General features: G+C 63.2%; 21 protein-coding genes and 2 riboswitches. Of the genes, 8 read left to right on the top strand and 13 right to left on the bottom strand.

The features are described 5' to 3' along the window. Window positions 1-25: 25 nt before the first annotated feature. Window positions 26-1,021, bottom strand: a complete 996-nt coding sequence (locus KW832_RS09905; protein ID WP_121422712.1) for a tripartite tricarboxylate transporter substrate binding protein — start codon at window positions 1,019-1,021, stop codon at window positions 26-28. Between the two features lie 146 nt (window positions 1,022-1,167). Between KW832_RS09905 and KW832_RS09900 the strand changes: the two genes are divergently transcribed. Then, entirely contained in the window at window positions 1,168-1,971 is an 804-nt protein-coding gene (locus tag KW832_RS09900; protein ID WP_370628670.1) for an IclR family transcriptional regulator, read from the top strand. Between the two features lie 45 nt (window positions 1,972-2,016). Then, a complete protein-coding gene (locus KW832_RS09895) occupies window positions 2,017-2,589 on the top strand; it encodes a peroxidase-related enzyme (RefSeq protein ID WP_218299714.1) in 573 nt (190 codons plus the stop codon). Between the two features lie 79 nt (window positions 2,590-2,668). Here KW832_RS09895 and KW832_RS09890 read toward each other — a convergent pair whose 3' ends face one another. Further along, window positions 2,669-3,094 carry a thioesterase family protein gene (locus tag KW832_RS09890; protein WP_218299713.1) on the bottom strand — a complete coding sequence of 142 codons (426 nt, stop codon included), beginning with the start codon at window positions 3,092-3,094 and terminating at the stop codon, window positions 2,669-2,671. A gap of 20 nt (window positions 3,095-3,114) precedes the next feature. Further along, entirely contained in the window at window positions 3,115-3,897 is a 783-nt protein-coding gene (locus KW832_RS09885) for an SDR family oxidoreductase (protein WP_055402392.1), read from the bottom strand. Window positions 3,898-4,036: 139 nt separating this feature from the next. On the opposite strand from KW832_RS09885, the gene KW832_RS09880 reads away from it, so the two are divergent. Continuing rightward, window positions 4,037-5,737, top strand: coding sequence for an electron transfer flavoprotein-ubiquinone oxidoreductase (locus tag KW832_RS09880; protein WP_055402390.1), 1,701 nt, complete (start codon window positions 4,037-4,039; stop codon window positions 5,735-5,737). 82 nt (window positions 5,738-5,819) lie between these two features. Here the strand turns inward: KW832_RS09880 and KW832_RS09875 are convergent, their stop codons facing one another. From KW832_RS09875 to KW832_RS09830, 10 genes are all read right to left on the bottom strand, one after another. After that, on the bottom strand, window positions 5,820-7,493 hold the full coding sequence (locus KW832_RS09875) for a methyl-accepting chemotaxis protein (protein ID WP_218299712.1): 1,674 nt from the start codon (window positions 7,491-7,493) through the stop codon (window positions 5,820-5,822). 131 nt (window positions 7,494-7,624) lie between these two features. Continuing rightward, on the bottom strand, window positions 7,625-11,278 hold the full coding sequence (locus tag KW832_RS09870; RefSeq protein WP_218299711.1) for a hydantoinase B/oxoprolinase family protein: 3,654 nt from the start codon (window positions 11,276-11,278) through the stop codon (window positions 7,625-7,627). A 44-nt stretch (window positions 11,279-11,322) separates the two neighbouring features. Next, window positions 11,323-11,895: a hypothetical protein gene (locus tag KW832_RS09865; RefSeq protein WP_055402385.1), complete on the bottom strand. Its 573-nt coding sequence runs from the start codon at window positions 11,893-11,895 to the stop codon at window positions 11,323-11,325. A gap of 34 nt (window positions 11,896-11,929) precedes the next feature. After that, window positions 11,930-12,895: a TRAP transporter substrate-binding protein gene (locus KW832_RS09860; RefSeq protein ID WP_055402383.1), complete on the bottom strand. Its 966-nt coding sequence runs from the start codon at window positions 12,893-12,895 to the stop codon at window positions 11,930-11,932. A gap of 43 nt (window positions 12,896-12,938) precedes the next feature. Further along, window positions 12,939-14,237, bottom strand: a complete 1,299-nt coding sequence (locus tag KW832_RS09855; RefSeq protein ID WP_055402381.1) for a TRAP transporter large permease — start codon at window positions 14,235-14,237, stop codon at window positions 12,939-12,941. Window positions 14,238-14,258: 21 nt separating this feature from the next. Beyond that, window positions 14,259-14,768 (bottom strand): TRAP transporter small permease, encoded by a 510-nt coding sequence (locus tag KW832_RS09850; protein WP_218299710.1) that lies wholly within the window; start codon window positions 14,766-14,768, stop codon window positions 14,259-14,261. A 110-nt stretch (window positions 14,769-14,878) separates the two neighbouring features. After that, on the bottom strand, window positions 14,879-15,844 hold the full coding sequence (locus tag KW832_RS09845) for a TRAP transporter substrate-binding protein (RefSeq protein WP_218299709.1): 966 nt from the start codon (window positions 15,842-15,844) through the stop codon (window positions 14,879-14,881). A 25-nt stretch (window positions 15,845-15,869) separates the two neighbouring features. Next, window positions 15,870-16,709: a putative hydro-lyase gene (locus KW832_RS09840; protein ID WP_255577604.1), complete on the bottom strand. Its 840-nt coding sequence runs from the start codon at window positions 16,707-16,709 to the stop codon at window positions 15,870-15,872. A 319-nt stretch (window positions 16,710-17,028) separates the two neighbouring features. Beyond that, window positions 17,029-17,943: a LysR family transcriptional regulator gene (locus KW832_RS09835; protein WP_218299708.1), complete on the bottom strand. Its 915-nt coding sequence runs from the start codon at window positions 17,941-17,943 to the stop codon at window positions 17,029-17,031. A gap of 263 nt (window positions 17,944-18,206) precedes the next feature. Further along, window positions 18,207-18,665 carry an Lrp/AsnC family transcriptional regulator gene (locus tag KW832_RS09830; RefSeq protein WP_218299707.1) on the bottom strand — a complete coding sequence of 153 codons (459 nt, stop codon included), beginning with the start codon at window positions 18,663-18,665 and terminating at the stop codon, window positions 18,207-18,209. A gap of 381 nt (window positions 18,666-19,046) precedes the next feature. Here KW832_RS09830 and KW832_RS09825 point away from each other — a divergent pair, with 381 nt between their 5' ends. The 5 genes from KW832_RS09825 to gcvH all read left to right on the top strand — a co-directional run bounded on the left by KW832_RS09825 (window position 19,047) and on the right by gcvH (window position 23,831). Next, entirely contained in the window at window positions 19,047-20,018 is a 972-nt protein-coding gene (locus KW832_RS09825; RefSeq protein WP_218299706.1) for a TRAP transporter substrate-binding protein, read from the top strand. A 147-nt stretch (window positions 20,019-20,165) separates the two neighbouring features. Then, window positions 20,166-20,660 (top strand): TRAP transporter small permease, encoded by a 495-nt coding sequence (locus tag KW832_RS09820; protein WP_218299705.1) that lies wholly within the window; start codon window positions 20,166-20,168, stop codon window positions 20,658-20,660. Then, window positions 20,657-21,934, top strand: a complete 1,278-nt coding sequence (locus KW832_RS09815) for a TRAP transporter large permease (RefSeq protein WP_121506572.1) — start codon at window positions 20,657-20,659, stop codon at window positions 21,932-21,934. Before KW832_RS09820 ends, KW832_RS09815 begins: the two co-directional genes overlap by 4 nt. A gap of 5 nt (window positions 21,935-21,939) precedes the next feature. Beyond that, window positions 21,940-22,039: riboswitch (glycine riboswitch) on the top strand. Between the two features lie 13 nt (window positions 22,040-22,052). Further along, a riboswitch (glycine riboswitch) is annotated at window positions 22,053-22,180 on the top strand. 49 nt (window positions 22,181-22,229) lie between these two features. Continuing rightward, on the top strand, window positions 22,230-23,372 hold the full coding sequence (gene gcvT / locus KW832_RS09810; protein ID WP_218299704.1) for a glycine cleavage system aminomethyltransferase GcvT: 1,143 nt from the start codon (window positions 22,230-22,232) through the stop codon (window positions 23,370-23,372). A gap of 84 nt (window positions 23,373-23,456) precedes the next feature. Further along, window positions 23,457-23,831 (top strand): glycine cleavage system protein GcvH, encoded by a 375-nt coding sequence (gcvH, locus tag KW832_RS09805; protein ID WP_218299703.1) that lies wholly within the window; start codon window positions 23,457-23,459, stop codon window positions 23,829-23,831. The last annotated feature ends 62 nt before the right edge of the window (window positions 23,832-23,893 follow it).

The following is a 23,893-nucleotide window of genomic DNA, read 5'->3' as shown; positions in this document are numbered from 1 at the left end:
AAACCGCCCCCCCAGCGTGAGCCCGTCAGTCCAGGCTGGCGCCGGAGTCCTTGACGATCTTGGCCCAGCGCGGCACTTCGGCTTTGAGCAGCGCGCTGAACTGCTCGGCGGTGCCGCCCAGCACATCGCCGCCTTCGGAGCGCAGCTTGTCGGCCACATCGGGCTGCTGCAGGGCCGCGTTGATGGCCTTGTTGAGCTGCGCCAGGATGGGTGTGGGCGTACCGGCAGGGGCCAGGATGCCGAACCAGGTCACGGCCTCAAAGCCCTTGTAGCCCGACTCGGCCAGCGTGGGCACATCCGGCAGTTGCGGCGAGCGCTTGGCCGAGGTGATGGCAATCACCTTGAGCTTGCCGTTGCGCACCTGGCCCAGCAGCGTGGGCACCGACGACATGTACAGGTCGATCTGCCCGCCCACCAGGTCCGTCATGGCCTGGGCCGCGCCCTTGTAGGGGATGTGGCGCAGCTTGATGTCGGCGGCGTTTTCGGCCAGCTCCCCGGCCAGGTGGGCCACGGTGCCGTTGCCCGAATAGCCCAGCGTGAGCGCATCGGGCTTGCCCTTGGCGGCCGCCACCACATCGGCGTAGCTCTTGAAGGGTGAGTTGATGGGCGCAGCCATCACGATGGGCGAGGACGAGACGAGCGCCACGGGCACCAGGTCCTTGAGCGGGTCGTACGGTAGCTTGGGGTACAGCGTGGGGTTGATGGCCAGGTTGCTGGTCTGGCCAATGACGAGCGTGTAGCCGTCGGCGGGTGACTTGGCGGCGGCGTCCACCCCCAGGTTGCCGCCCGCGCCGGGGCGGTTGTCCACGATCACGTTCCACTTGTTCTGGTCCGTGAGCTTTTGCGCCACGGTGCGCGCAATCATGTCGGTGCCGCCGCCGGGCGGGAACGGCACGATGAGGCGGATGGGTTTGCTGGGGTAAGCGGCCTGCGCCAGAGCGGCCCCGGTGGGTGCGGCTGCGGCCGCAAAGCCCAGGAAGGCAGCGCACAGAGAGCGCGAAAGCGAAGTGAAGGCGGTCATGAATTTGTCTCCGTTGTGGTGGTTCGTCACGCCGGTCTGCAGGGCCTTTGTTGTGATCCGTGTTCTGGTCCGGCGCCGTGGGTGCGACTGTACGCAGACGTTTCAACCCATACAATGCAGTTGCGCACCATGAAACGAATTGCACCATGAGCAACCACCCCGCCAAGCCCTCCCAACCCCTCGCCCCCGCGCCCCGTCCCATGGCTCCGGCAGATGTAGAACCCGGTGGTGGTGTCATCGCCGTCACACGTGCCCTGCAGGTGCTGGAAGCCTTTGCACTGGGCGAATCCAGCCTGCCCCTGGCCGAGCTGAGCCGCCGCTGCGGCCTGCACAAGACCACGGTGCTGCGCCTCGCGCGCACGCTGGCGCAGTCGGGTTTCATGGTGCAGCGCGAGGATGGCGACTGGCGCCTGGGCCCGGCGGCAGGCTGGCTGGGCGCACGCTACCAGGCCGGTTTTGACGTGCAGAACGTGCTGGAGCCCGCGCTGCGCGAGCTGACCCTTGCCACGGGCGAAAGCGCCGCGTTTTATGTGCGCGAAGGCAATGTGCGGACCTGCCTTGTGCGTGTGGAAGGCCCGCAGGCGCTGCGCCACCACGCACGCATGGGCGAAGGCCTGCCGCTGGACAAAGGATCGCCGGGCCGTGTGATCCTGGCGTTTTCGGGCGAGCCGGGCAAGGCCTATGAAGAGATCCGAAAAAAGGGCTACCACTGGTCGATTGGCGAGCGCGAACAGGGCGTGGCCACGGTGTCGGCGCCGGTGTTTGGCATGCACTGGCGGCTGATGGGCTCGGTGTGTATTTCGGGCCCAGCCTCGCGCCTGCCGGCCGAAAAGCTCGAAGCGCTGGCGCAGACAGTGATGGCTGCGGCCACCCAGTTGTCGTATGCGCTGGCGGGCAATTCGGCCGCGCCCGCACAAAGCCCTGTACGAGCCACCCAGTGGCATCCGTGATACTTGCCCCGCAACCTCAACTCACAAAAACCACAGGAGACCGCCGTGAGCCGCTACCCTTTTCCCGACCTGAACACCCTGCCCGAAGACATCCGCGCACGCATCGTGGAAGTGCAGGAGAAGGCGGGCTTCATCCCCAACGTGTTCCTGGCCTTTGCGCGCCGCCCGGCCGAGTGGCGAGCGTTCTTCGCGTACCACGATGCACTCATGCTGAAAGAAGAAGGCAGCCTGACCAAGGGCGAGCGCGAGATGATCGTCACTACCACCAGCGCGGCCAACCAGTGCCTGTATTGCGTGGTGGCGCACGGCGCGATCCTGCGCATCTATGAAAAGAAACCCCTCATCGCCGACCAGGTGGCCGTGAACTACCGCAAGGCCGACATCAGCCCGCGCCAGCGCGCCATGCTCGACTTTGCGATGAAGGTCTGCCTTGACGCACACGAAGTCGAGGACGCCGACTTTGTGGCCCTGCACGCCCATGGTTTTGACGACGAGGACATCTGGGACATCGCGGCCATCACTGCGTTCTTTGGCCTGAGCAACCGCATGGCCAGCTTTGCGGGCATGCAGCCCAACCCAGAGTTTTACTTGATGGGACGGGTGCCCAAGCAGAAGTAAGTGCCCTGGCGCATTTACTATCAATCTAATAGCTACTAGCGCTTAACCAATAAGCGCTAGATCCCAATTTCACTCAAATTCAATCCGCAGAGACCAGCGCCCGCATCCAGTCCGGCAAGGGCGCTGCCTTCTGCTGCGGGAAGTCCACCCAGATGGTGGTGGCGCCACCTGCCGCGCAAATCACGCCGGGCTGGTCCACGCGCTCCATCGTGCCCCAGGTCTCAAACGTGGTGCGGCCCGGGTCGCTCACGTAGAGCTTGAGCAGCACGTCTGCCGGGTATTCGAGCTGCTTGTAGAAATTGCAGAACGCATTGACGATGACCGGCCCCTGGCCGCGCGGATCGGGGTTGCAGCCCACGGACACCATCCACTCGATGCGGGCCGTCTCCAGGTATCTGAAATACACCGTGTTATTGACATGGCCCATAGCGTCCATGTCGCCCCAGCGCACGGGGAAGCGCATTTCAAAAACCCGCTTCTTGACTTCCGGGATTTCAATCTTCATGGCTTCGCACACCCGAGGGATCAGACCCCAAAGCCGTCATCGGCAGCAATCACCGCACCATTGATGAAATGGCTCTGGTCGCTGGCCAGCATCACCAGCAGCGCATCCAGGTCTTGCGCGTTGCCCACGCGCTTGCGGGGCAGCATGTCGATGAGCTTCTTGCCCTGCTCGGTCTGCCAGTGGTGGTGATTGATTTCCGTGTCGATGTAGCCCGGGCAGATCGCATTCACGTTGATGCCGAACCTGCCCCATTCGATGGCCATGGCCTTGGTCATCTGCACCACGGCGGCCTTGCTCATGCAATAGGCGCCGATCTGCGGCAACACCTTGAGGCCCGCCATCGAGGCAATGTTGATGATGCGCCCGCCCGTGAAGCTGCCCGGCGCCGCGCCGCGCGAGCGGGCCAGCATGCGCTTGCCCACCTCTTGCGCCACAAAGAAGGCGCCCTTCACGTTGGTGTCGAAGATGAAGTCGTAGTCCTCGGGCGTCACGTCCTGGATGCGCTGCGTGGTGCTCACGCCCGAGTTGTTCACCAGAATGTCGATGGAGCCCATTTCGGTCTCGGCATGGGCCACGGCGGACTTGATGGAGTCGTGGTCGGTCACATCGAGTTCGATCACATGGGCATCACCGCCCTCGCCTTCGATGCGCGCACGCAGCTCCTTGAGCTTTTCCACGCGGCGGCTGGCCAGCACGACGCCTGCGCCCGCGCGGGCCAACGTGCGGGCAAACTGAGCGCCCAGGCCGCTGGAGGCGCCCGTGATGAAGGCCACGCGGCCGGACAAGTCGATGCTGTATGCCATTTAGAGTCTCCCTACTGATCAAAATAGAACGGTCGTTCGATTGTCCATATTCCGTGAATACAATCAGTCGCCAGACAGACAGGGCGCGGTCGGCGCTCTGTAGAAAATAATCCATTATCAAACGCCCGACGAGAAGCCCATGACCAACGAAGAAATCCTCGCCCAATACGGCCCCCGCGAATCCATGGAATACGACGTGGTGGTCGTTGGCGGCGGCCCTGGCGGCCTTGCCACTGCGATCCGCCTGAAGCAACTGGCGGCCGAAAAAGGCCAGGACGTCTCGGTCGTGGTGCTCGAAAAAGGCTCCGAGCCCGGTGCGCACATCCTGTCGGGCGCCATCATGGATCCCAAGGCCCTCACCGAGCTGATCCCCGACTGGAAAAAGCGCGGCGCGCCCCTGAACCAGCCCGTCACCGACGACGCCTACATCTTCCTGTCTGAAAAATCGGGCTTTCGCGTGCCCAACATGTTCCTGCCACCGTTTGCGCAGAACCATGGCAACTACATCATCAGCCTGGGCAACCTGACCAAGTGGCTGGGCGAGCAGGCAGAGGCCCTGGGCGTGGAAATCTTCCCCGGCTTTACCGCCGCAGAGGTCCTCTACAACGACAACGGCTCCGTCAAGGGTGTGGCCACGGGCAATCTGGGCATCGGCAAGGACGGCGAGCCCACCGAGAACTTCCAGCTCGGTATGGAGCTGCTGGGCAAATACACCGTGTTTGCCGAAGGCGCACGCGGCCACCTGGGCAAGCAGCTGATTGCCAAGTACCAGCTCGACAAGGACCGCGACCCGCAGAGCTTTGGCATTGGCGTGAAGGAACTCTGGGAAATCGACCCCAAGAAGCACCAGCCCGGCTTTGTGATGCACACCGCTGGCTGGCCCATGGAGAACGACACCTACGGCGGCGCCTTCCTGTACCACCTGGAGGGCAACAAAGTCGCCGTCGGTTTTGTGACCGGCCTGGGCTACCAGAACCCCTACCTCAGCCCGTTTGAAGAATTCCAGCGCTGGAAGACGCACCCGAACGTCCGCTATTACTTCGAAAACGAAAAAGGCGAAATCACGGCCAAGCGCCTGTCGTACGGCGCGCGCGCCATCAACGCCAGCGGCATCAACGCCCTGCCCAAGACCGTGTTCCCGGGTGGCGCACTGGTGGGCTGCAATGCGGGCTACCTGAACGTGGGCCGCATCAAGGGCAGCCACGCCGCCATCAAGACCGGCATGCTGGCCGCTGAAGCCGCCTACGACGCCGTGGTGGCTGGCCGCCAGCACGACGAGCTGACAGCCTACCCAGAAGCCTTTGAAAAGAGCTGGCTGCACACCGAACTGAACAAGGACCGCAACTTCAAGAACTGGTTCAAGTACGGCCTGACCACGGCCACGCTGATGAACGGTTTCGAACAATTTGTGCTGCGCGGCCACATCCCCTGGACGTTGCACCGCGACAAGCCCGACCACGCGTACCTCAAGCCTGCGGCCGAGTGCAAACCCATCGTCTACCCCAAGCCCGATGGCAAGCTCACGTTCGACCGCCTCTCCAGCGTGTTCATCAGCAACACCAACCATGAAGAGAACCAGCCCGCCCACCTGACGCTCAAGGACGCGAGCGTGCCGGTCAACATCAACCTGGCCAAGTACGCGGGCCCCGAGGCGCGCTATTGCCCGGCGGGCGTTTACGAGTTCGTGCCCGACACCACCAAAGGCGGTGATGCCCAGCGTCTGCAGATCAATGCGCAGAACTGCGTGCACTGCAAGACCTGCGACATCAAGGACCCCACGCAGAACATCGTGTGGGTCACCCCTGAAGGCGGCGGCGGTCCGAACTATGCAGGCATGTGAGCACCATCAAAATTCATAGCACCTAGTGCTTAAAGGGCCTGCGCTGCAGGCCCTTTTTTATTGATGTATCTGGCACTGGCGCTCACGCGGCTGCCCGCGTGAGTTGAAACTGCCCCATCGCACCCGCCAGCCGGTTGGCCTGGTCCTTGAGACTCTGGGCCGCTGCGGCGCCCTGCTCCACCAGCGCGGCGTTCTGCTGCGTCATGTGGTCGAGTTGGTCCACCGCCTGGCTCACCTGGCCGATCTGCGTGCTCTGCTCGCTGCTGGCCTCGTTGATCTCGGACATCAGCGTGGTCACCCGCTCCACGCTCTGCACGATGTCGCCCATGGTGGAACCTGCGGTGACCACCAGCCGGGCGCCGTCACTCACCTTGTCTACGCTGGTGGAGATCAGCGCCTTGATCTCGCGCGCCGCATTGGCACTGCGCCCTGCGAGGCCCCGCACTTCGCTGGCCACCACGGCAAAGCCGCGCCCCTGTTCGCCCGCGCGGGCGGCCTCCACGGCGGCGTTCAGTGCCAGGATATTCGTCTGGAACGCAATGCCATCAATGATGCCAACGATGTCGGCGATCTTCTTGCTACTGGCGTTGATCTCTTCCATGGTCTTGACCACCTGGCTGACCACTTCGCCGCCTTTGCTGGCCACTTCGGTGGCGTTCAGCGCCAGGGCATTGGCCTGGCGCGTGCTGTCGGCATTGGCGGCCACCATCTGCGCCAGCTGCGCAATGCTGGCCGCCGTCTGCTGCAGGTTGCTGGCGGCATGCTCGGTGCGCATGCTCAGGTCAGTGTTGCCCGCGGCCACCTCAGAGCTGGCCACATGGATGGATTCGCCCGAGTCACGCACCTCGGTCACCACGTAGTGCAGCGACTCGACCATCTTGTCCAGCGCCGTGAGCAGCTGGCCAATCTCGTCGGTGCGCTGGGTTTGCATGCGCACCGTCAGGTCGCCCCGCGCCACCAGATCCGCCGCTTCGCAGGCCTGGCGCAGCGGCAGCACGATGGAGCGCCGCAGCAGCCAGCCAAACAGCGCCGACAGCGCCACCACCACCAGCACCGCCACAGCACTGACCCATTGCGCACGGGACGCGTCGGTAATCATGCTGTCACCCGCTTTCAGGGATGACTGCTCGGAGGCTGCGAGCAACTGGTCAATGGAGCGCAGGTACTGGGTCAACGCAGCAGCGTGTTCCTGCAACTCCTTCTGGCTGATGATCTTGGCTTCGAGGGCGTTTTGCACCAGCGCATCCCGCAACACTGCATATTTCTGGCGTTGCTCCTGGGCTTCGGTCCACAGCGGCCCGGCGCTCTCGCTGGAGGACGCCTTGGCCATCGCTTCTTCAATGCGCTTGCGCATCGCGTCTTCAGCGGCGATTTGGCTGCGCATCTCAGCCACCAGCGGGAACACGTCGGACGACAACGTGGCGCGCAATGCAATCTGGCCGATATAGACAGACTGCGTTTTCCAGTCCCGCACCGTGCGCTCAATGGGCAGCTGCTCTGCAGTCAGCAGCGTAGCCTGGCGGCTGGTGTCCTGGCCCGTCAGCCAGGTGGTGGCGCCGAGCAAGGCCACCGCGAAGCCCAGAATGCCAAAGCTGGCCGCCAGCTTCTGCCCCACGCTGAGGGTGCGGCTGCGCCGCGCAGGCTCTGGGCTCTGGGCGGCAGAGTCTGTTGTGGCACGGCTGACATCCGCGTGTACAGGTGCGGCGGAGAAGGTGGCGCCGCCAAGCGCCCCGGAAGTGGCTGGCAAGTAGTTCATGAGCGTTCTCCTGGTTCATTTCCCGCACCATGCGGGGGTGGAAACCAGTGGTGGCAAGCGCTGTGCCCAGTGTGTCCCCGCAGGTACAACGCACACAGCACATGCCCCACTGGGGTCAGCGGCCCATCACGTCACGACGTGACACATTCGCCAAAGCCGCCACCGCCGGGGGTAGCGATCTCGAACACATCGCCAGGCTCCATCAGTGCCGCGCCGATATGGCCCAGCTCTTCCACCTGGCCGTTGGCACGCAGCACGCGGTTGGCGCCGGGTCGGCCCGGCTGGCCGCCTGCCATGCCAAAGGCGGGGTTCAGGCGCCCGTTGGACAAAATGCTGGCCGTCATCGCCTCCAGAAAGCGCACGCGCCGCACGCCACCATCACCACCCGCCCAGCGGCCTGCCCCGCCGGACCCGCGCTGGATCTCGTAGCTGTCGAGCACCACGGGGAAGCGGAACTCCAGCACCTCGGGGTCGGTCAGGCGCGAATTGGTCATGTGCGTCTGGACCACGCTGGTGCCGTCAAACCCGCGCACCGTGCGGCCCGAAGCATCGAACACCGCACCGGCACCGCTGCCGCCGGCAATGGTTTCGTAGTACTGGTACTGCGCATTGCCAAAGGTGAAGTTGTTCATGGTGGGCTGGCTGCCCGCCATCACGCCCAAGGCGCCGAACAGCGCATTGGTGATGCAGGTGGAGGTCTCCACATTGCCCGCCACCACCGAGGCCGGCGGGTTGGGGTTGAGCATGGAGCCCTGCGGGATGATGACCTGCAGGGGTTTCAAGCACCCGGCATTGAGCGGAATGTCATCGTCGACCAGCGTGCGGAACACATACAGCACCGCCGCCATGCACACAGCACGCGGGGCGTTGAAGTTGTTGGTCTGCTGCGCACTGGTGCCTGCAAAGTCGATCACCGCGCTGCGCTCGGCCACATTGACCTTGACCGACACGCTGATCTGCGCGCCGTTGTCCAACTTCAGGGTGAACTGCCCGTCTTTGAGCTGCGTGATCACGCGGCGCACCGACTCTTCCGCGTTGTCCTGCACATGGCGCATGTAGGCCTGCACGACATCCAGGCCAAACTGCCCCACCATCTTCGAGAGTTCCTGCACACCCTTCTCGTTGGCAGCGATTTGCGCGCGCAGATCGGCCAGGTTCTGCTGGGGATTTCGGCTGGGGTATGGCGTGGTGCCGCCACCCGTCGTCAGCAGGCTGCGCACCTCTTCTTCCAGAAAGATGCCACGGTCCACCAGCTTCACGTTGTTGATCTGCACACCCTCTTCGTCGATGCGCGTGGAGAACGGTGGCATCGAGCCCGGCGTGGTGCCACCGATGTCGGCATGGTGGCCCCGGCTTCCCACATAAAACGTGGGCTCGTTGCCCTCGGCCACATACACCGGGGTGATCACGGTCACATCGGGCAGATGGGTGCCGCCATGGTACGGGTCGTTGAGCATGTACACATCGCCCGGGTGCATCTTCCCCGCGTTCTCGCGGATCACGGTCTTGATGCTCTCACCCATGGAACCCAGGTGCACGGGCATGTGCGGCGCGTTGGCGATCAGGTTGCCCGTGGCATCGAAGAGCGCACAGCTGAAGTCCAGGCGCTCCTTGATGTTGACCGAGTAGGCCGTGTTCTGCAGCTGCAGGCCCATCTGCTCAGCGATGTTCATGAACAGGTTGTTGAACACCTCCAGCAGCACCGGGTCCACCGTGGTGCCTGCGGCGTACTGCACCTTGCGCGCGGTGACGCGGTCCAGCACCAGGTGGTCCAGGTCCGTGAGGCGCGCAGACCAGCCGGGCTCCACCACGGTGGTGGTGTTCTTCTCGGCAATGATGGCGGGGCCTGGGATCACGTCGCCAGGGTGCAGGTCCTCGCGCACCACCAGGGCGGCATCGTGCCATGCGCTGCCCGAGTACATCTTCACCGTCTCGCGCTGTGGGTGCTTGCGGTGCGGATGCACGGGAAGGCGCGGCTCGGCGGGGGCATCGCCCGCAATCATGGCCTCGACCGACACGGCCTCCACCACCAGACCCTTGCCTACCATCAGGAAGGCAAAACGCTGGCGATAGGCAGATTCGAAAGCGGCCTGGATGCTGGCCATGTCGCCAAACGGCACCACCAGGGCCGAATCGGTGCCTTCGTAGCGCACGTGCACGTTGTGGCGCACCTGCACCGGGTTGGCGCTGACCTGCTGGCGCTCCAGCTCGGCCTGGGCCGCAGAGCCCAGTGCGTCCAGGCGTTCCGCAATCAGCGGCAGCGATGCGGCGGCCAGCGGCATCTCCACCGCCTGTTCGCGGATCACCGTCTGGTCCGCCAGACCCATGCCATAAGCACTGAGCACGCCCGCCAGCGGGTGCACAAACACACGCGACATGCCCAAGGCGTCGGCCACCAGGCAGGCATGCTGGCCGCCCGCGCCACCAAAACACTGCAGCGTGTAGCGCGTCACGTCGTAGCCGCGTGCCACGCTGATCTTCTTGATGGCGTTGGCCATCTGCTGCACAGCGATCTGGATGAAGCCTTCGGCCACTTCTTCGGGCTTGCGCTGGGTCTGCGCAGCAATTTCTTCAAAGCGGGCACGCACCGCATCGGCGTCCAGTGTTTCGTTGGCGGCGGGGCCAAACACGCTGGGGAAGTAACGCGGCTGCACCTTGCCCACCATCACGTTGGCATCGGTCACTGCCAGCGGGCCGCCACGGCGGTAGCTCACCGGGCCTGGGTTGGCGCCTGCGCTTTCGGGGCCCACTCGGAAACGGGCACCGTCGTAGGCCAATACCGAGCCGCCGCCAGCCGCCACCGTGTGGATGCTCATCATGGGGGCGCGCATGCGCACACCGGCGACGTGGGTTTCGAACTCGCGCTCGAACGCACCGGCGTAGTGACTTACATCCGTGGACGTTCCGCCCATGTCAAAGCCGATGACCTTTTCATGCCCGGCCAGGCCCGCCGTGCGCGCCATGCCTACGATGCCACCTGCGGGCCCCGACAGAATCGCATCCTTGCCCTGGAAGGTACCCGCATCGGTGAGGCCCCCCGAAGACTGCATGAAGAACAGCTTGACGCCCGGCATCTCGCTGGCGACCTGCTCCACATAGCGGCGCAGGATGGGTGAGAGGTAAGCATCCACCACGGTGGTGTCGCCCCGGCTCACGAACTTCATCATCGGGCTGGTTTCGTGCGAGGTGCTGATCTGCGTGAAGCCCACCTCTTTGGCGATGCGCTGAGCCGCCTGTTCATGCTGGGTGTAGCGGTAGCCGTGCATGAACACAATGGCCACGCTGCGCAGACCACGTCCGTAGGCGGCCAGCAGGTCGCCGCGCAGGCTGGGTTCGTCCAGTGCCTGCAGCACATCGCCATGGGCGCCCACCCGTTCGCACGCTTCGATCACCTCGGTGTACAAAAGCTCGGGCAACTGGATGTGGCGATCGAACAAGCGGGGGCGGTTCTGGTAGGCAATACGCAGCGCGTCGCGAAAGCCGCGCGTGGTCACCAGCAGCGTGGGCTCGCCCTTGCGCTCCAGCAATGCGTTGGTGGCCACGGTGGTGCCCATCTTCACGCACTCCACCAGCGCGGGTGTGACGGGCTCGCCAGGCTTCAAACCCAGCAGGTGGCGGATGCCCGCCACGGCGGCGTCCTTGTACTGCTCGGGGTTTTCGGACAGCAGCTTGTGGGTGGTCAGCGAGCCATCGGGCCGCTTGGCCACGATGTCGGTGAATGTGCCCCCACGGTCAATCCAGAACTGCCAGCGGGGAATGTGGGTGGTGGGTGCAAGTTGTGTCATGGTGTGATGGTTTGCAAAGTGAAATGAAAGGGTTCGGTGCTCGCTCAGGCCGCCAGGGCCAGAGGCGAGCGGGCCGGGGAGCGCGGCGCGCGAGCCAGTGCCTCCAGCACCGCGCGCACAGAAGGAATGGAGGGCGCTGTGACCATGGCCTTGTCCGCTCCGCACCAGGGGCGGCTCAGTGCAGCGATCCAGGGCATCACGACATGGATGTCCGAGGGCGGCAGGGTCTGCATGCTGTCCACCACAATGCTCAGCTCCTGCGCCAGGCGCGAGCCCGGTGCAAAGCGCCAGTGGTACTGGCCGCAACCCAGGCGCACCGCGCGGCTGTCTTTTTCGGTCATGGCCACGAGCCAGGGGCAGTGAAACTCCGCACACGCAGGATCGGGAGGATCGGCCAGACAGAAGCTGTACACGTTTTCATAAGTGCGGCCAAAGCGGCGTACCAGGGTTTCGGCAATGGCGTCGCGGCCGTGGGCCACCGGCGGAAAGTCCATGTCGCCCTGCCGCACGTCCATGCGCAGCAGCGCGCCGCCGGCAAAGGCCCGCTCGATCAGGTGAGGCCGGTTGCCATCCTTGGCCAGCAGATACATCTCGATGGTGTCGGAAGGGGTTTGCATGGTGATTCCTTGGTGATGCCAACAATGCAATGGCCTAGCGCTGCGTGTAGTACGGGATGAAGAGCTGGTTGGCCTCGCTCCCCACGGACCGCACCCATTCGCGGGAAAACCGTTCGCCCAGGCGTTTGAGTTCGGAGTCCAGCACCGCGGTGGGGGGCTCGACCTTGATGCCTTTGCGCTGCAGTTCGATCACCGACTCCTCGGCCACGGCGGCGCTCATCGCCCAGCCCCGTTTTTCGGCGTCTGCTGCAGCCTGGCTCACTGCCTGGCGCACCGGGGCGGGCAGTGCGTCAAACGCCTGCTGGTTCACAAAGACGATGTTCTTGGGGAACCAGGCGTTGATACCGTAGTACTGCTTGATCTGGCCCCAGACCTGGTTTTCCACTCCGGTCAAGGCCGATGTGATCATCGAATCCAGCTTTCCGGCCGCCAGGGCCTGATTGACCTCGACCATGGGCACATCCACGGGCGTGGCGCCCAGCAGCTCGGCAATACGCACCGTGCCCGGGTTGTAGGTGCGCATGCGGGTTCCCTTGAAATCCACCGACGAACGCACCGGGACCGTGGTGAACAGCCCCTGCGGAGGCCACGGCACGGCGTACAAGGCTTTGAGCCCCTTGCGCGCCATGTGCACTTCGATCAACGGTCGCTGCACATCCCACATGCGCCGTGCGTCGGCATAGCTGCGGACCACAAAAGGCACGGAATCGCCACCTGCCATGGGGATCTCGCGCACCAGGCTCGTCATGATGGTTTCGCCCGCCTGGGCCTTGCCGTCCTGCACCGCCTGAGGAATCTCAGCCAGTTTGAACAAGGCGTTGTTGGCATGCACTTCAATGCGCAATGCACCGGCTGAAGCACGCTCCACGTCCTGCGCAAACTGGACGATATTGCGCGTGTGGAACGACTCCGCCCGGTAGCCCGTGGCCAGCTTCCACTGGGTTTGGGCGTGCAGCACCGGGGCCACGGCAAGCGCGGCCAACAACACGATGGTCTTCATGGTGAGCTCCTGTACGGATTTTTCGGCGAGGGGTGCTGCGGGGTCAGCCCTGCATCTGGCGTGGCAGCCAGAGCACGACGTCGGGCACGAAATACGTCAGGATGACCGCAACGATCATCAGTGCGAACAAAGGCAGTGCAGTGCGGGCGATCCAGGTAACTTCGCGGCGCGTCATGCCCTGCAGCACAAAGAGGTTGAAGCCCACCGGCGGCGTGATCTGCGCCATCTCCACCACCAACACGATGAAGATGCCGAACCACACCAGGTCAAAGCCTGCAGCTTCCACCGTGGGCAGCAGCACCGCGATGGTCAGCACCACCATGGAGATGCCATCCAGGAAGCAGCCCAGCAGGATGAAAAACACGATGAGCAGCAGCATCAGCGCAAAGGGCGACAGGTGCAGGGCGCCGATGAACTCGGCCAGGTGGCGTGGCAGGCCGATGAAGCCCATGGCCAGTGTGAGGAACGCGGCGCCCGCCAGGATGAGGCCGATCATGCAGTACACGCGGCAGGCAGCGACCAGCCCGTCCTTGAAGCGCGCCCAATCGAGTGATCCCTCAATCTTCGCCAGAATCAGCGACCCGCCCACACCCAGCGCCGCGGCCTCGGTGGCGGTGGCAATACCGCTGTAGATGGCGCCCAGCACCACCACGATGAGCGACACCACAGGGATCAGGTGGCGCGACGCATAGAGCTTCTGCACAAAGCTCAGGCGGGCATCAGGCGCTGGCACCTTGTCCTTGTTAAACAAGGCCCACACGACGATGTAGCCCATGAACAGGGCTGCCAGCATCAGACCTGGAATCACGCCGGCCAGGAACAGCTTGGAGATCGACACATTGGCCGCCACGCCATAGACGATCATGATGATCGACGGCGGGATCAGCAGGCCCAGCGTGCCTGCGCCAGCCAGTGTGCCCACCGAGATGTCTTCGGGATAGCCACGCTGCTTGAGTTCGGGCAGCGTGATCTTGCCGATGGTCGCGCAAGTGGCCGCCGATGAGCCCGAGATGGCAGCGAAGATGGTGCAGCCCACCACGTTCACATGCAACAGGCGGCCGGGCAGACGGTCCAGCCAGGGCGCCAGGCCTTTGAACATGCTGCTCGACAGCTTGCTGCGAAACAGTATCTCGCCCATCCAGAGGAATAGCGGCAAGGCCGTGAGCGTCCAGCTGGAGGTAGACCCCCAGATGGTCAGCATCATGCTGTCACCCACGGGGCGGCTGGTAAAAAGCTCCATACCGACCAGCGCCACCGCAAGCAGTGACAGGCCGATCCACAAACCCGAACCGAGCACTGCAAAGAGCACCACGATCAGGCCAAAGGCAATGATGACGTCCATGTTGATTTCTCCTGCAGGGGGTTACTCGGAACGGGCCGATTCAGACACGGCCATGAAGGCCACGCCCTGAAAGCGCAGGATGAGCGCATGGGCAAACGACAGCGCAAAGCCGATGCAGCCCATGGCCATGCTGATCTGGGGAATCCACAGCGGCGAAGCATCGGCCGCAGGCGAAATGTCGTGCGTGACGTAGGAAATCCACACCGAGCGCACTGCGTAGCAGGCGATATAGGCCGTGAGCACCAGTGCACTGGACAGGCAGAACCATTCAAAGGCGCCGCGCCAGCGTGACGGCAGCCGGTCGAGCAACAGGGTCACCCGGATGTGGTCTCCGTTTTGCAATGTGCCGGGCAATGCAAAGAACAGCGCTGCGGCGATGGCGTAGCCTGCATACGCGTCGAGACCGTCGATGTTGACGTGAATGACCTCGCGGGCAAACACGCCCAGCGTGACTGCGGCGAACGCAGCCAGCATGGACAGGCAGGACAGCAACATCAGCAGCCTGTAGAAATTTCGGACGAGTTTGTCCATGGCGTACTCCGGTAACGCTTGAAAAAAATGAGGGGGAGTGGCGACGAAAGAACTGGGCAGCATGCGCCTGTGCTACCCCGGCCCCACTGCGGGGGCCCGGAAAACGCCAGTTACTTCTTGCGGTAGGCGTCGATGATGGCCTGCCCCTCAGGTCCGGCAGACTTGATCCAGTCGGCCGTCATGGATTCGCCAATGCTTGCGAGTTCCTTCTTGATGCTGTCGCTGGGCTCGGCCACGGTCATGCCTTTGGCGCCCAGCTCTTTGATGAACTCCTTGTCCACGCGCTCGCTTGTGGCCCAGCCGCGCTCTTCAGCGGCGGCCGCAGCCTTCAGCACAGCATCCTGCAAAGGCTTGTCCAGGGCATCAAACGCCTTCTGGTTCACCACGGTGGCATTGCGCGGCAGCCACGCGCTGACGGGATAGAAGTGCTTCACCTGCTCATACAGCTTGGATTCCACGCCGCTGGCACTGGACGTCAGGAAGTTCTGCACGGTGTTGGTAGCCAGAGCCTGGCCCAGCTCCGACAGCTGGATCGTCACCGGCTGCGCCTTGAGCAGTTGCGCAATGCGCGTGGTGGCGGGGTTGTAAGCCCGCATCTTGGTGCCTGCGAAGTCCGCGGGCGTACTCACGGGCTTGAGCGAGTAGAGCGACTGGCCAGGCCATGGCACGGTGAACAGCACCCTCACGCCCTGCGCAGCGAGCAGCTTTTCCTGCGCAGGCTTGGCGGCCAGATAAAGGCGCTTGGAATCGGCATAGCTGGTGGCCAGGAATGGAATCGAATCCACCCCAAACAGCGGGTTTTCGTTGGTAGCGCCCGAAAGGATGAACTCGGCCGAGGGCACCTGGCCAGTTTGCACCGCACGCTTGATTTCGTTGGCCTTGTACAGCGAGCCACCGGGGTGCAACACGATCTTGAGCTTGCCACCCGTGAGCTGATCCACCTCGTTGGCGAACTGCTGCACGTTCTGCGTCTGGAAGCTGTTGGCGCCATAGCCCGTGGGCAGGTCCCACTTGATCTGGGCCTGGGCGGCGCAGACGCTGAGGACTGCGGACAAACAAATTGTGATTTTCTTCATGGTGGAACTCCTTGTTGAAAGCGGATCAGAAACTGGCAAGTTGGTGGTTGAGAAGGTCGGTGACCAGCATGCAGCCCGGTGCATGCGTGATGCAGAACGCGGGTTGGGCATTCAAGATGGCCGATTGCGGGGTGACGCCGCAGGCCCAGAAAACAGGGATTTCGCCCGGCATCAGCGCTACGGCGTCGCCGTAGTCGGGATGGGCCAGATCGGCGATGCCGATCAGGGCCGGGTCACCGATGTGCACAGGTGCTCCATGCACATTGGGAAAACGCGATGTCACCTGCACGGCACGGATCACATCCGCTGCAGGCATGGGACGCATGGTCACCACCATGGCACCGCCAAAAGGGCCGGCCGGCTCGGTTTGCACGTTGGTGCGGAACATGGCCACATTCTTGCCTTCGTCGATGTGGCGCAGGCGGATGCCTGCCTCGATCAATGCGGACTCGAACGAAAACGAACAGCCCAGGATGAAGGTGACCAGGTCCGGACGCCAGAGGCTGGCAATGTCCGCCACCTCCTCCGACATTTCACCGTGGCGCCAGATGCGGTACAGCGGCACATCACTGCGTATGTCGATGTCCTTGCCCAGCGAAGGCAGGGTGAACTGGCCGGGCTCGCTGACCGCCAGCACGGGGCAAGGCTTGGGATTGCGCTGGCAAAACCGCAGAAAGTCACTGGCAAGCACCTCAGGCAGGATGACCACGTTGCCTTGCACATGGCCGTCTGCGAGACCGCTGGTGTGTGATGTCCACAGGCCCTTGCGGATGGTGTCGCGAACGTGGTTCGGATTGCTGGTGCCCTCAGGGCCAAACACCGCGAGCGAATTTTCTTGAGCTAAGTCCACCGTATTTCCTTGCATTGAGAAAAGTCAATTGCATGACGTTGGACGGATTGTGTTGGGGTGTAACTGCGCTGGCAAATTCAAAAAATTTCTCTTAGCTCATCGATTTTTTCGATGCACTTCATTGGGGCGAAGCAAACCAATTTGGTGCTCAGGGTTAACCCTTGGACTTCTATTTAGGGTTAACCCGAACCCTAGAAAGGAGAATTTGCACACGCGCAGCCGCACCGAACTGCGCATGTCGATTCAATGCGAAGTCCTCGGGGCTGCGCCGTGAAGGCAGACAGCGCAACCGCAGTGCGCGCAGCGGAAAAAGGAGCGTGCGTGGTCCCCGCGCTCAGGCGCGGGCCTTGCGGGGCCTGGGCTCTGGGGCTTGCTGCGCTTCGATGAAGCTGAGCGCCGAACGCACGATCGCCTCCATCGCGGGCGAAGACGGGTCTTCGCGGTAGCTCACGTGAATGGGCAGCGGACGCAGCGCAATGTCGCAGGCCAGCGCACGAAGATCCGGGAATGCCAGCATCCTCTGCACCGCCAGGCGCGGCAGCGTGGCAACGCCAAAACCGCCCTGCACCAGCTGCACCATGGCAGAGATTGAGGAAATGGTGTGCACGCAGCGCGGCTCCACCTGCGCCTGGCGCAGCGTGTCCAACAGGTACACATGGGGCTGAGAACCGCGCTGAAAGGTCAGGATGTCGGTGCCGGCAAAGTCTTCCGATGCATAGCGCCGCTTGCGGTGGATCTTGCTGTTGCCGACGAACACCATCTCCATCGGCGTCAGCGCCTGGCTGCGAATGCCTTCGGCCGATGCGGGCAAGGCCGCAAACACGGCATCCAGCGTGCCCCGGCGGATCTGATCCAGCAGCACCGGCGTGGATTCGACCGTGAGCTCCAGCTCCAGCAGCGGGTTGTCCTTGCGCAGTTGTTCCACCCAGGGGATGAGCCACGAGTGGAGTACCGACTCAATGGCGCCCAGGCGAATCGACACTTCCAGCGGGCCGCCCGAGCCCATCTCGGCCTTGAGCTGGCGTTGCAGCTCCAGCATCCGCTTGGCGTACGTCAGAAAGCGCGTGCCCGCCACTGTGAGCTTGAAATGTTTGTCGCGCCGGTCCAGCAGCAGCACGCCCAGTTCTTCCTCCAGCGCCGCCACGCGGCTTGACATGGCCGACTGCGTCAGAAAGAGCTTTTCCGCTGCGCGCGTCACGCTCTTGAGGGAGGCCACCCAGTAAAAGGCTTCGACAAAACGCAGGTTCATGGTGGTGGTTCTCCGGCCTTGCTGGCACGTTGCAAGCTCCTTGGCGGTGCACCGTGGTGGTGCAACATCCCCCAAGCCAGCGCCGAAAGGCGTGGCCATTCTGCCGTTGATCCGCGTGTTCCACAGCCTTTGAACCGCAAAAACAGAGCATCGCCGGGTTTCCTCGATGCCTGCGCAATGGAGTTGCGAACGGATGCAATGCTATTAAAACAATAGCAGCCAACCATTTACAGATAAGCGCTAGAGTCCATTTTCATGCAAGATCACCCCACAAACAGGGGTAGATCGGCCTTCTTGAGCGTGCGCAGCACGAAGCTGGAGCGGCTGTGCCGGATGCCTTTGATCTTGTAGAGCTTCTCACGCAGCAAGCGCTCGTAGTCGCGCGTGTCCTTCACGACGATGCGCAGCAGGTAGTCGTAGTCGCCCGACACCAGGTGCGCCTCGATCACCTCGGGAATGCTGGCGAGTGTTTCGCCAAATTTTTCGAGCGTGTTGTCGGAATGGCTGTCGAGCGTGACCTGCACCAGCACCGTGTCGGCCAGGTCCAGCGACTGCGGGTTGATGCGCACGGTATAGCCCTGGATCACACCCGCCTCTTCCATCTTCTTGATGCGGCCCCAGCAGGGCGATGCGCTCAGGCCCACGGCCTGCCCGATCTCTTGCAGGCTGGCGCGGGCGTTGCCTTGCAGCACAGCGAGAATTTTTTTATCCAGTCGATCCATCGGCTGGATTATTCACCAATCTTCGCCAACACAGAAAATTATTCTGCGATTCACTCCATTTGGAGCGAATTCAGCAAATTCATCTCATCCGCCCCGCGCATACTTCTTCCATCAAGGCGCTCTTACCGGAGCGCACAAACTGACAAGGCCCCGGCTGGTTACCGCCAGCACGGGGCCCTTGGCATTTTTTGGCGTCGCCCATGGCCGCCAGAAGCGTCTTGGCTAGCGCCCTGGTGGGTAGTTAATAAGCACGCTTACCAGCACAAACCCCGATGCCTGCGTCGATGCTGCACCGCCATAATTTGGCAGAGGCTGGGGTCCGCTCTGCAAGGAGCAACCGTGCATCCCCACCAACCCAGCCCACCATTAACAGGAGACAGCATGCAACTGACCAAACTCGTCGTCGGCCTGAGCCTTGCGCTCGGCTTTGTGGCCACCGCTGCCGCGCAGACCACCATGCGCATCAGCATCTCGACAGCCCAGAATTCCCACCAGGGGATTGCCATCGACACGTTTGCCAAGGAAGTCGAAAAGCGCACGGCCGGCCGCTACAAGGTGCAGACGTTCTACAACGGCGCCCTGGGTGGCGAGCGCGAGTCGATTGAAGCCGTGCAGCTGGGCACGCAAGAGCTGGCGTTCAGCTCCACGGGGCCCATCCCCAACTTTGTTCCTGAAACCAAGATCCTGGACGTGCCTTTCCTGTTCCGCGACAAGGCGCATGCCCGTGCGGTGCTGGACGGCCCCATCGGCCAGGAGATGCTGACCAAGTTCGACAGCAAGGGCTTCAAAGCCCTGGCCTGGGCCGAGAACGGCTTTCGCCACATGACCAACAGCAAGCGCTCGGTGAACACGCCCGAGGACCTCAAGGGCCTGAAGATGCGCACGATGGAGAACCCCGTGCACATCGCCGCGTACAAGGGCTTTGGCATCATCACCACGCCCATGGCCTTCCCCGAAGTGTTCACGGCCCTGCAACAAGGCACTGTGGACGGCCAAGAGAACCCGCTGCCCGTGATCATCTCGGCCAAGTTCGACCAGGTGCAAAAGCACCTGACACTGACCGGCCACGTGTATTCCCCCGCCATCTTCGTGATGAACAAGGGCGCTTTCGAGAAGCTGTCGACCGCGGACAAACAGGCCTTCATCGACGCCGCCAAGGAAGGCACCAAGGCCAACCGGGCCCGCGTGGATGAAGACGACGCCAAGGGTGTGGCCGACCTGCGCGCCAAGGGCATGACGGTGGTGGACAACCCCGACAAGTCCAAGTTTGTGGCCGCACTGGCCCCCGTAAATGCCGAATTCGAAAAACAGTTCGGCAAGGCCACGCTCGACAAGATCCGCGACTTCAAGTGATGCCCGCGCTACTATCGTTGTAGTAGCAACCAACGCCCGTAGCGCAAGCGCTATCGGGCGTTTTTGCTCCCGCCCCAGGCTTCTTGCCTGATTGCTTACCGTGTTGTTCCCCCTGTTGTTTCAACTGCCCATGGCTGGCACTGCCCCATGAAAAATGCTTTTCTCACCTTTGAGCGATGGACCACGTTCATCGCCATGCTGGGGGCCTGCGCCATGCTGGCCCTGTCTGCCTCGCTGGGCATGTTCCAGATCCTCATGCGCTTTGTGCTGGAGCAGCCTGCCGAATGGACGGAAGTGCTGATCCGCTTCAGCCTGATCTGGATGGTGTTCCTCGCCATCCCCGCCGCCTTCCGCCAGGGCGCGATGGTCAGCGTGGATGTGCTTTACCGCTGGAGCCCTCCCGCCCTGCGGCGGGTGCTGGACTGGGTGGTCGCGTTGGCAGCCCTGGCGCTGATCGGCATCGTCATCTGGTACGGCTGGGACTACGCTCAACGTGGTGGCGTGCAGAGCATGGCGGGGCTGGAATCCGTCTCCATGTTCTGGGCCTACCTGGCCATGCCCGTCGGCGGCCTGTTCTGCACTGTCGGCATCATCGGCAATCTCATCGACCCCCTGCGCATGGAACTGGAGACCGCCCAATGAGCATGGTCATGATTTCAACGATGGTGATTTGCTTTGCACTCACCATTTCGGTGGCCGTGTCCATCGGCCTCGCCTCCATCCTGGGCATCCAGGCATCCAACGCCAACATGCTGATCTCGGTGAAGGAGATGTTCGCCTCGATCAACAAGTTTCCGCTGGCGGCCATCCCCTTCTTCATCCTCGCGGGCAACCTCATGGAGACCGGTGGCATCTCGCGCCGCCTGGTGGAGTTTGCCAAGAGCATCGTGGGCGGCGTGCAGGGCGGCCTGCCCATGACCTGCGTGCTCACCTGCATGATCTTCGCGGCCGTGTCGGGCTCGTCGGTGGCCACCACGTTTGCGATTGGTGCCATCCTGATCCCCGCGCTCATCAAGCATGGCTACCCCACCAGCTATGCGGCTGCGCTGCAGGCCACAAGTGCCGAGCTGGGTGTGATCATTCCGCCCTCAATCCCGATGATCCTGTACGGCGTGAGCGCCGAAGTGTCCATTGGCGAGCTGTTCATCGCGGGCTTTGGCCCGGGCCTGCTGATCAGCGGTGCGCTGATGCTCTTCGTATGGGCGTATTGCAAGTACAAGGGCTGGGGCAAGAACGACGGCGATGGCCGCATGCCGTTTGGCAAGGCCACGCTGCAGGCAGGCTGGGCGCTGCTCATGCCTGTGATCATCCTGGGCGGCATCTACGGCGGCGTGTTCACCCCCACCGAGGCATCGGCCGTGGCCGTGTTCTACGCGCTTATCGTGGGGGTGGTGATCTACCGCGAGATCCGCATCAAGGACCTGTTCGCCATCCTGCGCAAGTCGGCCATCTCGTCGGCGGTGATCATGTTCATCATTGCCAATGCCGGGCTGTTTGCGTTCCTCATCACACGTGCCGGGGTGCCCGATGCCATCGGCCGCTGGCTCGAAGCCGTGCTGCAGTCCCCTGCCCTGTTCCTGCTGGGGGTGAATGCGGCGCTGTTCGTGATCGGCATGTTCATCGAGACCAGCGCCGCCATCATCGTGCTGGCGCCCATCCTCGCGCCCGTGGCCATGCACTTCGGCATCGACCCGGTGCATTTCGGGCTGATCATGGTGGTGAACCTGGCGCTGGGCATGATCACCCCGCCTTTTGGAGTGAATCTGTTTGCGGCCTGCACGGTGGCCAGAATCTCGCTGGACCGCATCATCAAGCACTTACTGCCTTTTGTTTGTGTGATCCTGGTTTGCCTGATGATCATCACGTACATACCCTCGATCTCACTCGCTCTCCGAGATCTGGTCTACGCAAAGTAGTTAGAATCGTTAGGTCAGGAGAGAGTGCCTAGCCCCACAGGCCACCGCACCGCCGAAGGCGCAGGCAGCAGCCGAACGCTCAGGCAAAAGGACTGACAACCGCCCGCAGTGATGCGGGCGTTCCCTTGCTGGAGAGAGATGGCCCACCGCACCCGCGTGTCGAGGCCATCCACCGAAGGAGCAAACCGCACGGCCAGCCAGGGCGCTGCGGTGAATCTCTCAGGTAAAGCGGACAGCAGGGCAAATCCCGTGGCCACCTTGTGGCTGCGGCCCTCATTTGCCCCGGAGTTCCGCCATGTCAGCCACCGCCCCCCTGCTTACCACGCCCCTGAACGCCCTGCACATCGAGCTGGGCGCCCGCATGGTGCCGTTCGCCGGCTACTCCATGCCCGTGCAATACCCCGCTGGGCTGATGGCCGAACACCAGCACACGCGCAGCGCGGCGGGCTTATTTGACGTCTCGCACATGGGCCAGCTCAAGCTGGTCGGCCCTGACGCCGCAGCGGCGTTTGAAACCCTGATGCCGGTGGACGTGATCGACCTGCCCGTGGGCAAACAGCGCTACGGGCTGCTGCTCACTGACGAAGGCACGGTCATCGATGACCTGATGTTCTTCAACCAAGGCGTGGTGGATGGCGAGCCCACGCTGTTCGTGATCGTGAACGGTGCTTGCAAGGTGGGCGACATTGCGCACATCACGGCCCGCATCGGCCAGCGCTGCAAGGTGGTGCCCATGCCCGACCACGCCCTGCTCGCTCTGCAAGGCCCGCGGGCCGTCACCGCCCTCGCCCGCCTCGCGCCCGGCGTGGAAAAGCTGGTGTTCATGACGGGCGGCGATTTTTCCATTGCAGGCTGCGACTGTTTTGTGACCCGCAGCGGCTACACCGGTGAAGACGGTTTTGAAATCTCGGTGCCCGCTGCGCAGGCCGACACCCTGGCCCGCGCCCTGCTTGCTCAGCCCGAGGTCAAACCCATCGGCCTGGGCGCCCGCAACTCGCTGCGGCTCGAAGCGGGCCTGTGCCTGTATGGCAACGACATCGACACCACCACCACGCCGCCTGAAGCCGCGCTGAACTGGGCCATCCAGAAGGTGCGTCGCACGGGAGGCGCCCGCGCAGGGGGTTTCCCCGGAGCAGACAAGGTGCTCGCGCAGATCGACAACCCCGCCAGCCTGCAGCGCAAGCGCGTTGGCCTCGTCGCACTGGAGCGTGTGCCCGTGCGCGAACACACCGAATTACAGAGCGAAGACGGCCAGAAGATTGGCGAAGTGACCAGCGGCCTGCTGGGCCCCACGGTGAACGAACCCGTGGCCATGGGCTATGTCACACCCGCCTTCGCCGCCATCGGCACGCGGGTGAACGCCATCGTGCGCGGCAAGGCCGTGCCCATGGAAGTGCGTGCCATGCCCTTTACCCCCGCGCGCTACTACCGCGGCTGACCGTCTGAAACTGCGCCAGCCCGGCTACAGTCTTGGCTGGCATCGGCACTTTTGTTTGTTTTTCCCCTTTTTTCTGGAGCCCCCATGACCGTCAAGTTTTCCAAGGATCACGAGTGGATCGACATCTCCGACCACGAAGCCGCCACCGTGGGCATCACGGTACACGCCCAGGACGCGCTGGGCGATGTGGTGTTTGTGGACCTGCCCGAAGTCGGCAAGACCTTCAACCAGGGTGAAGTCGCCGGCGTGGTGGAGTCCGTCAAAGCCGCCGCCGACGTGTACATGCCCGTCAGCGGCGAAATCGTCGAGGTGAACGAAGCCCTGCGCGCCGACCCCTCGCTGGCCAACACCGACCCGCTGGGCGCTGGCTGGTTCTTCAAGGTCCACGTGACCGACATGATGCAATTCGACGCGCTCATGGACGAACCTGCGTACGCAGAGTTCGCCAAGAACGCCTGATCTCCGGATCTTTTGTTCCCCGAGGCCCGGCGCCCTGCCGGGCCAATGTGCCTCCTTGTTGT

The organism is Acidovorax sp. sif0632, from assembly GCF_019218805.1.
Classification (GTDB): domain Bacteria; phylum Pseudomonadota; class Gammaproteobacteria; order Burkholderiales; family Burkholderiaceae_C; genus Acidovorax; species Acidovorax facilis.
This window is presented reverse-complemented; position numbering and strand designations above follow the sequence as displayed.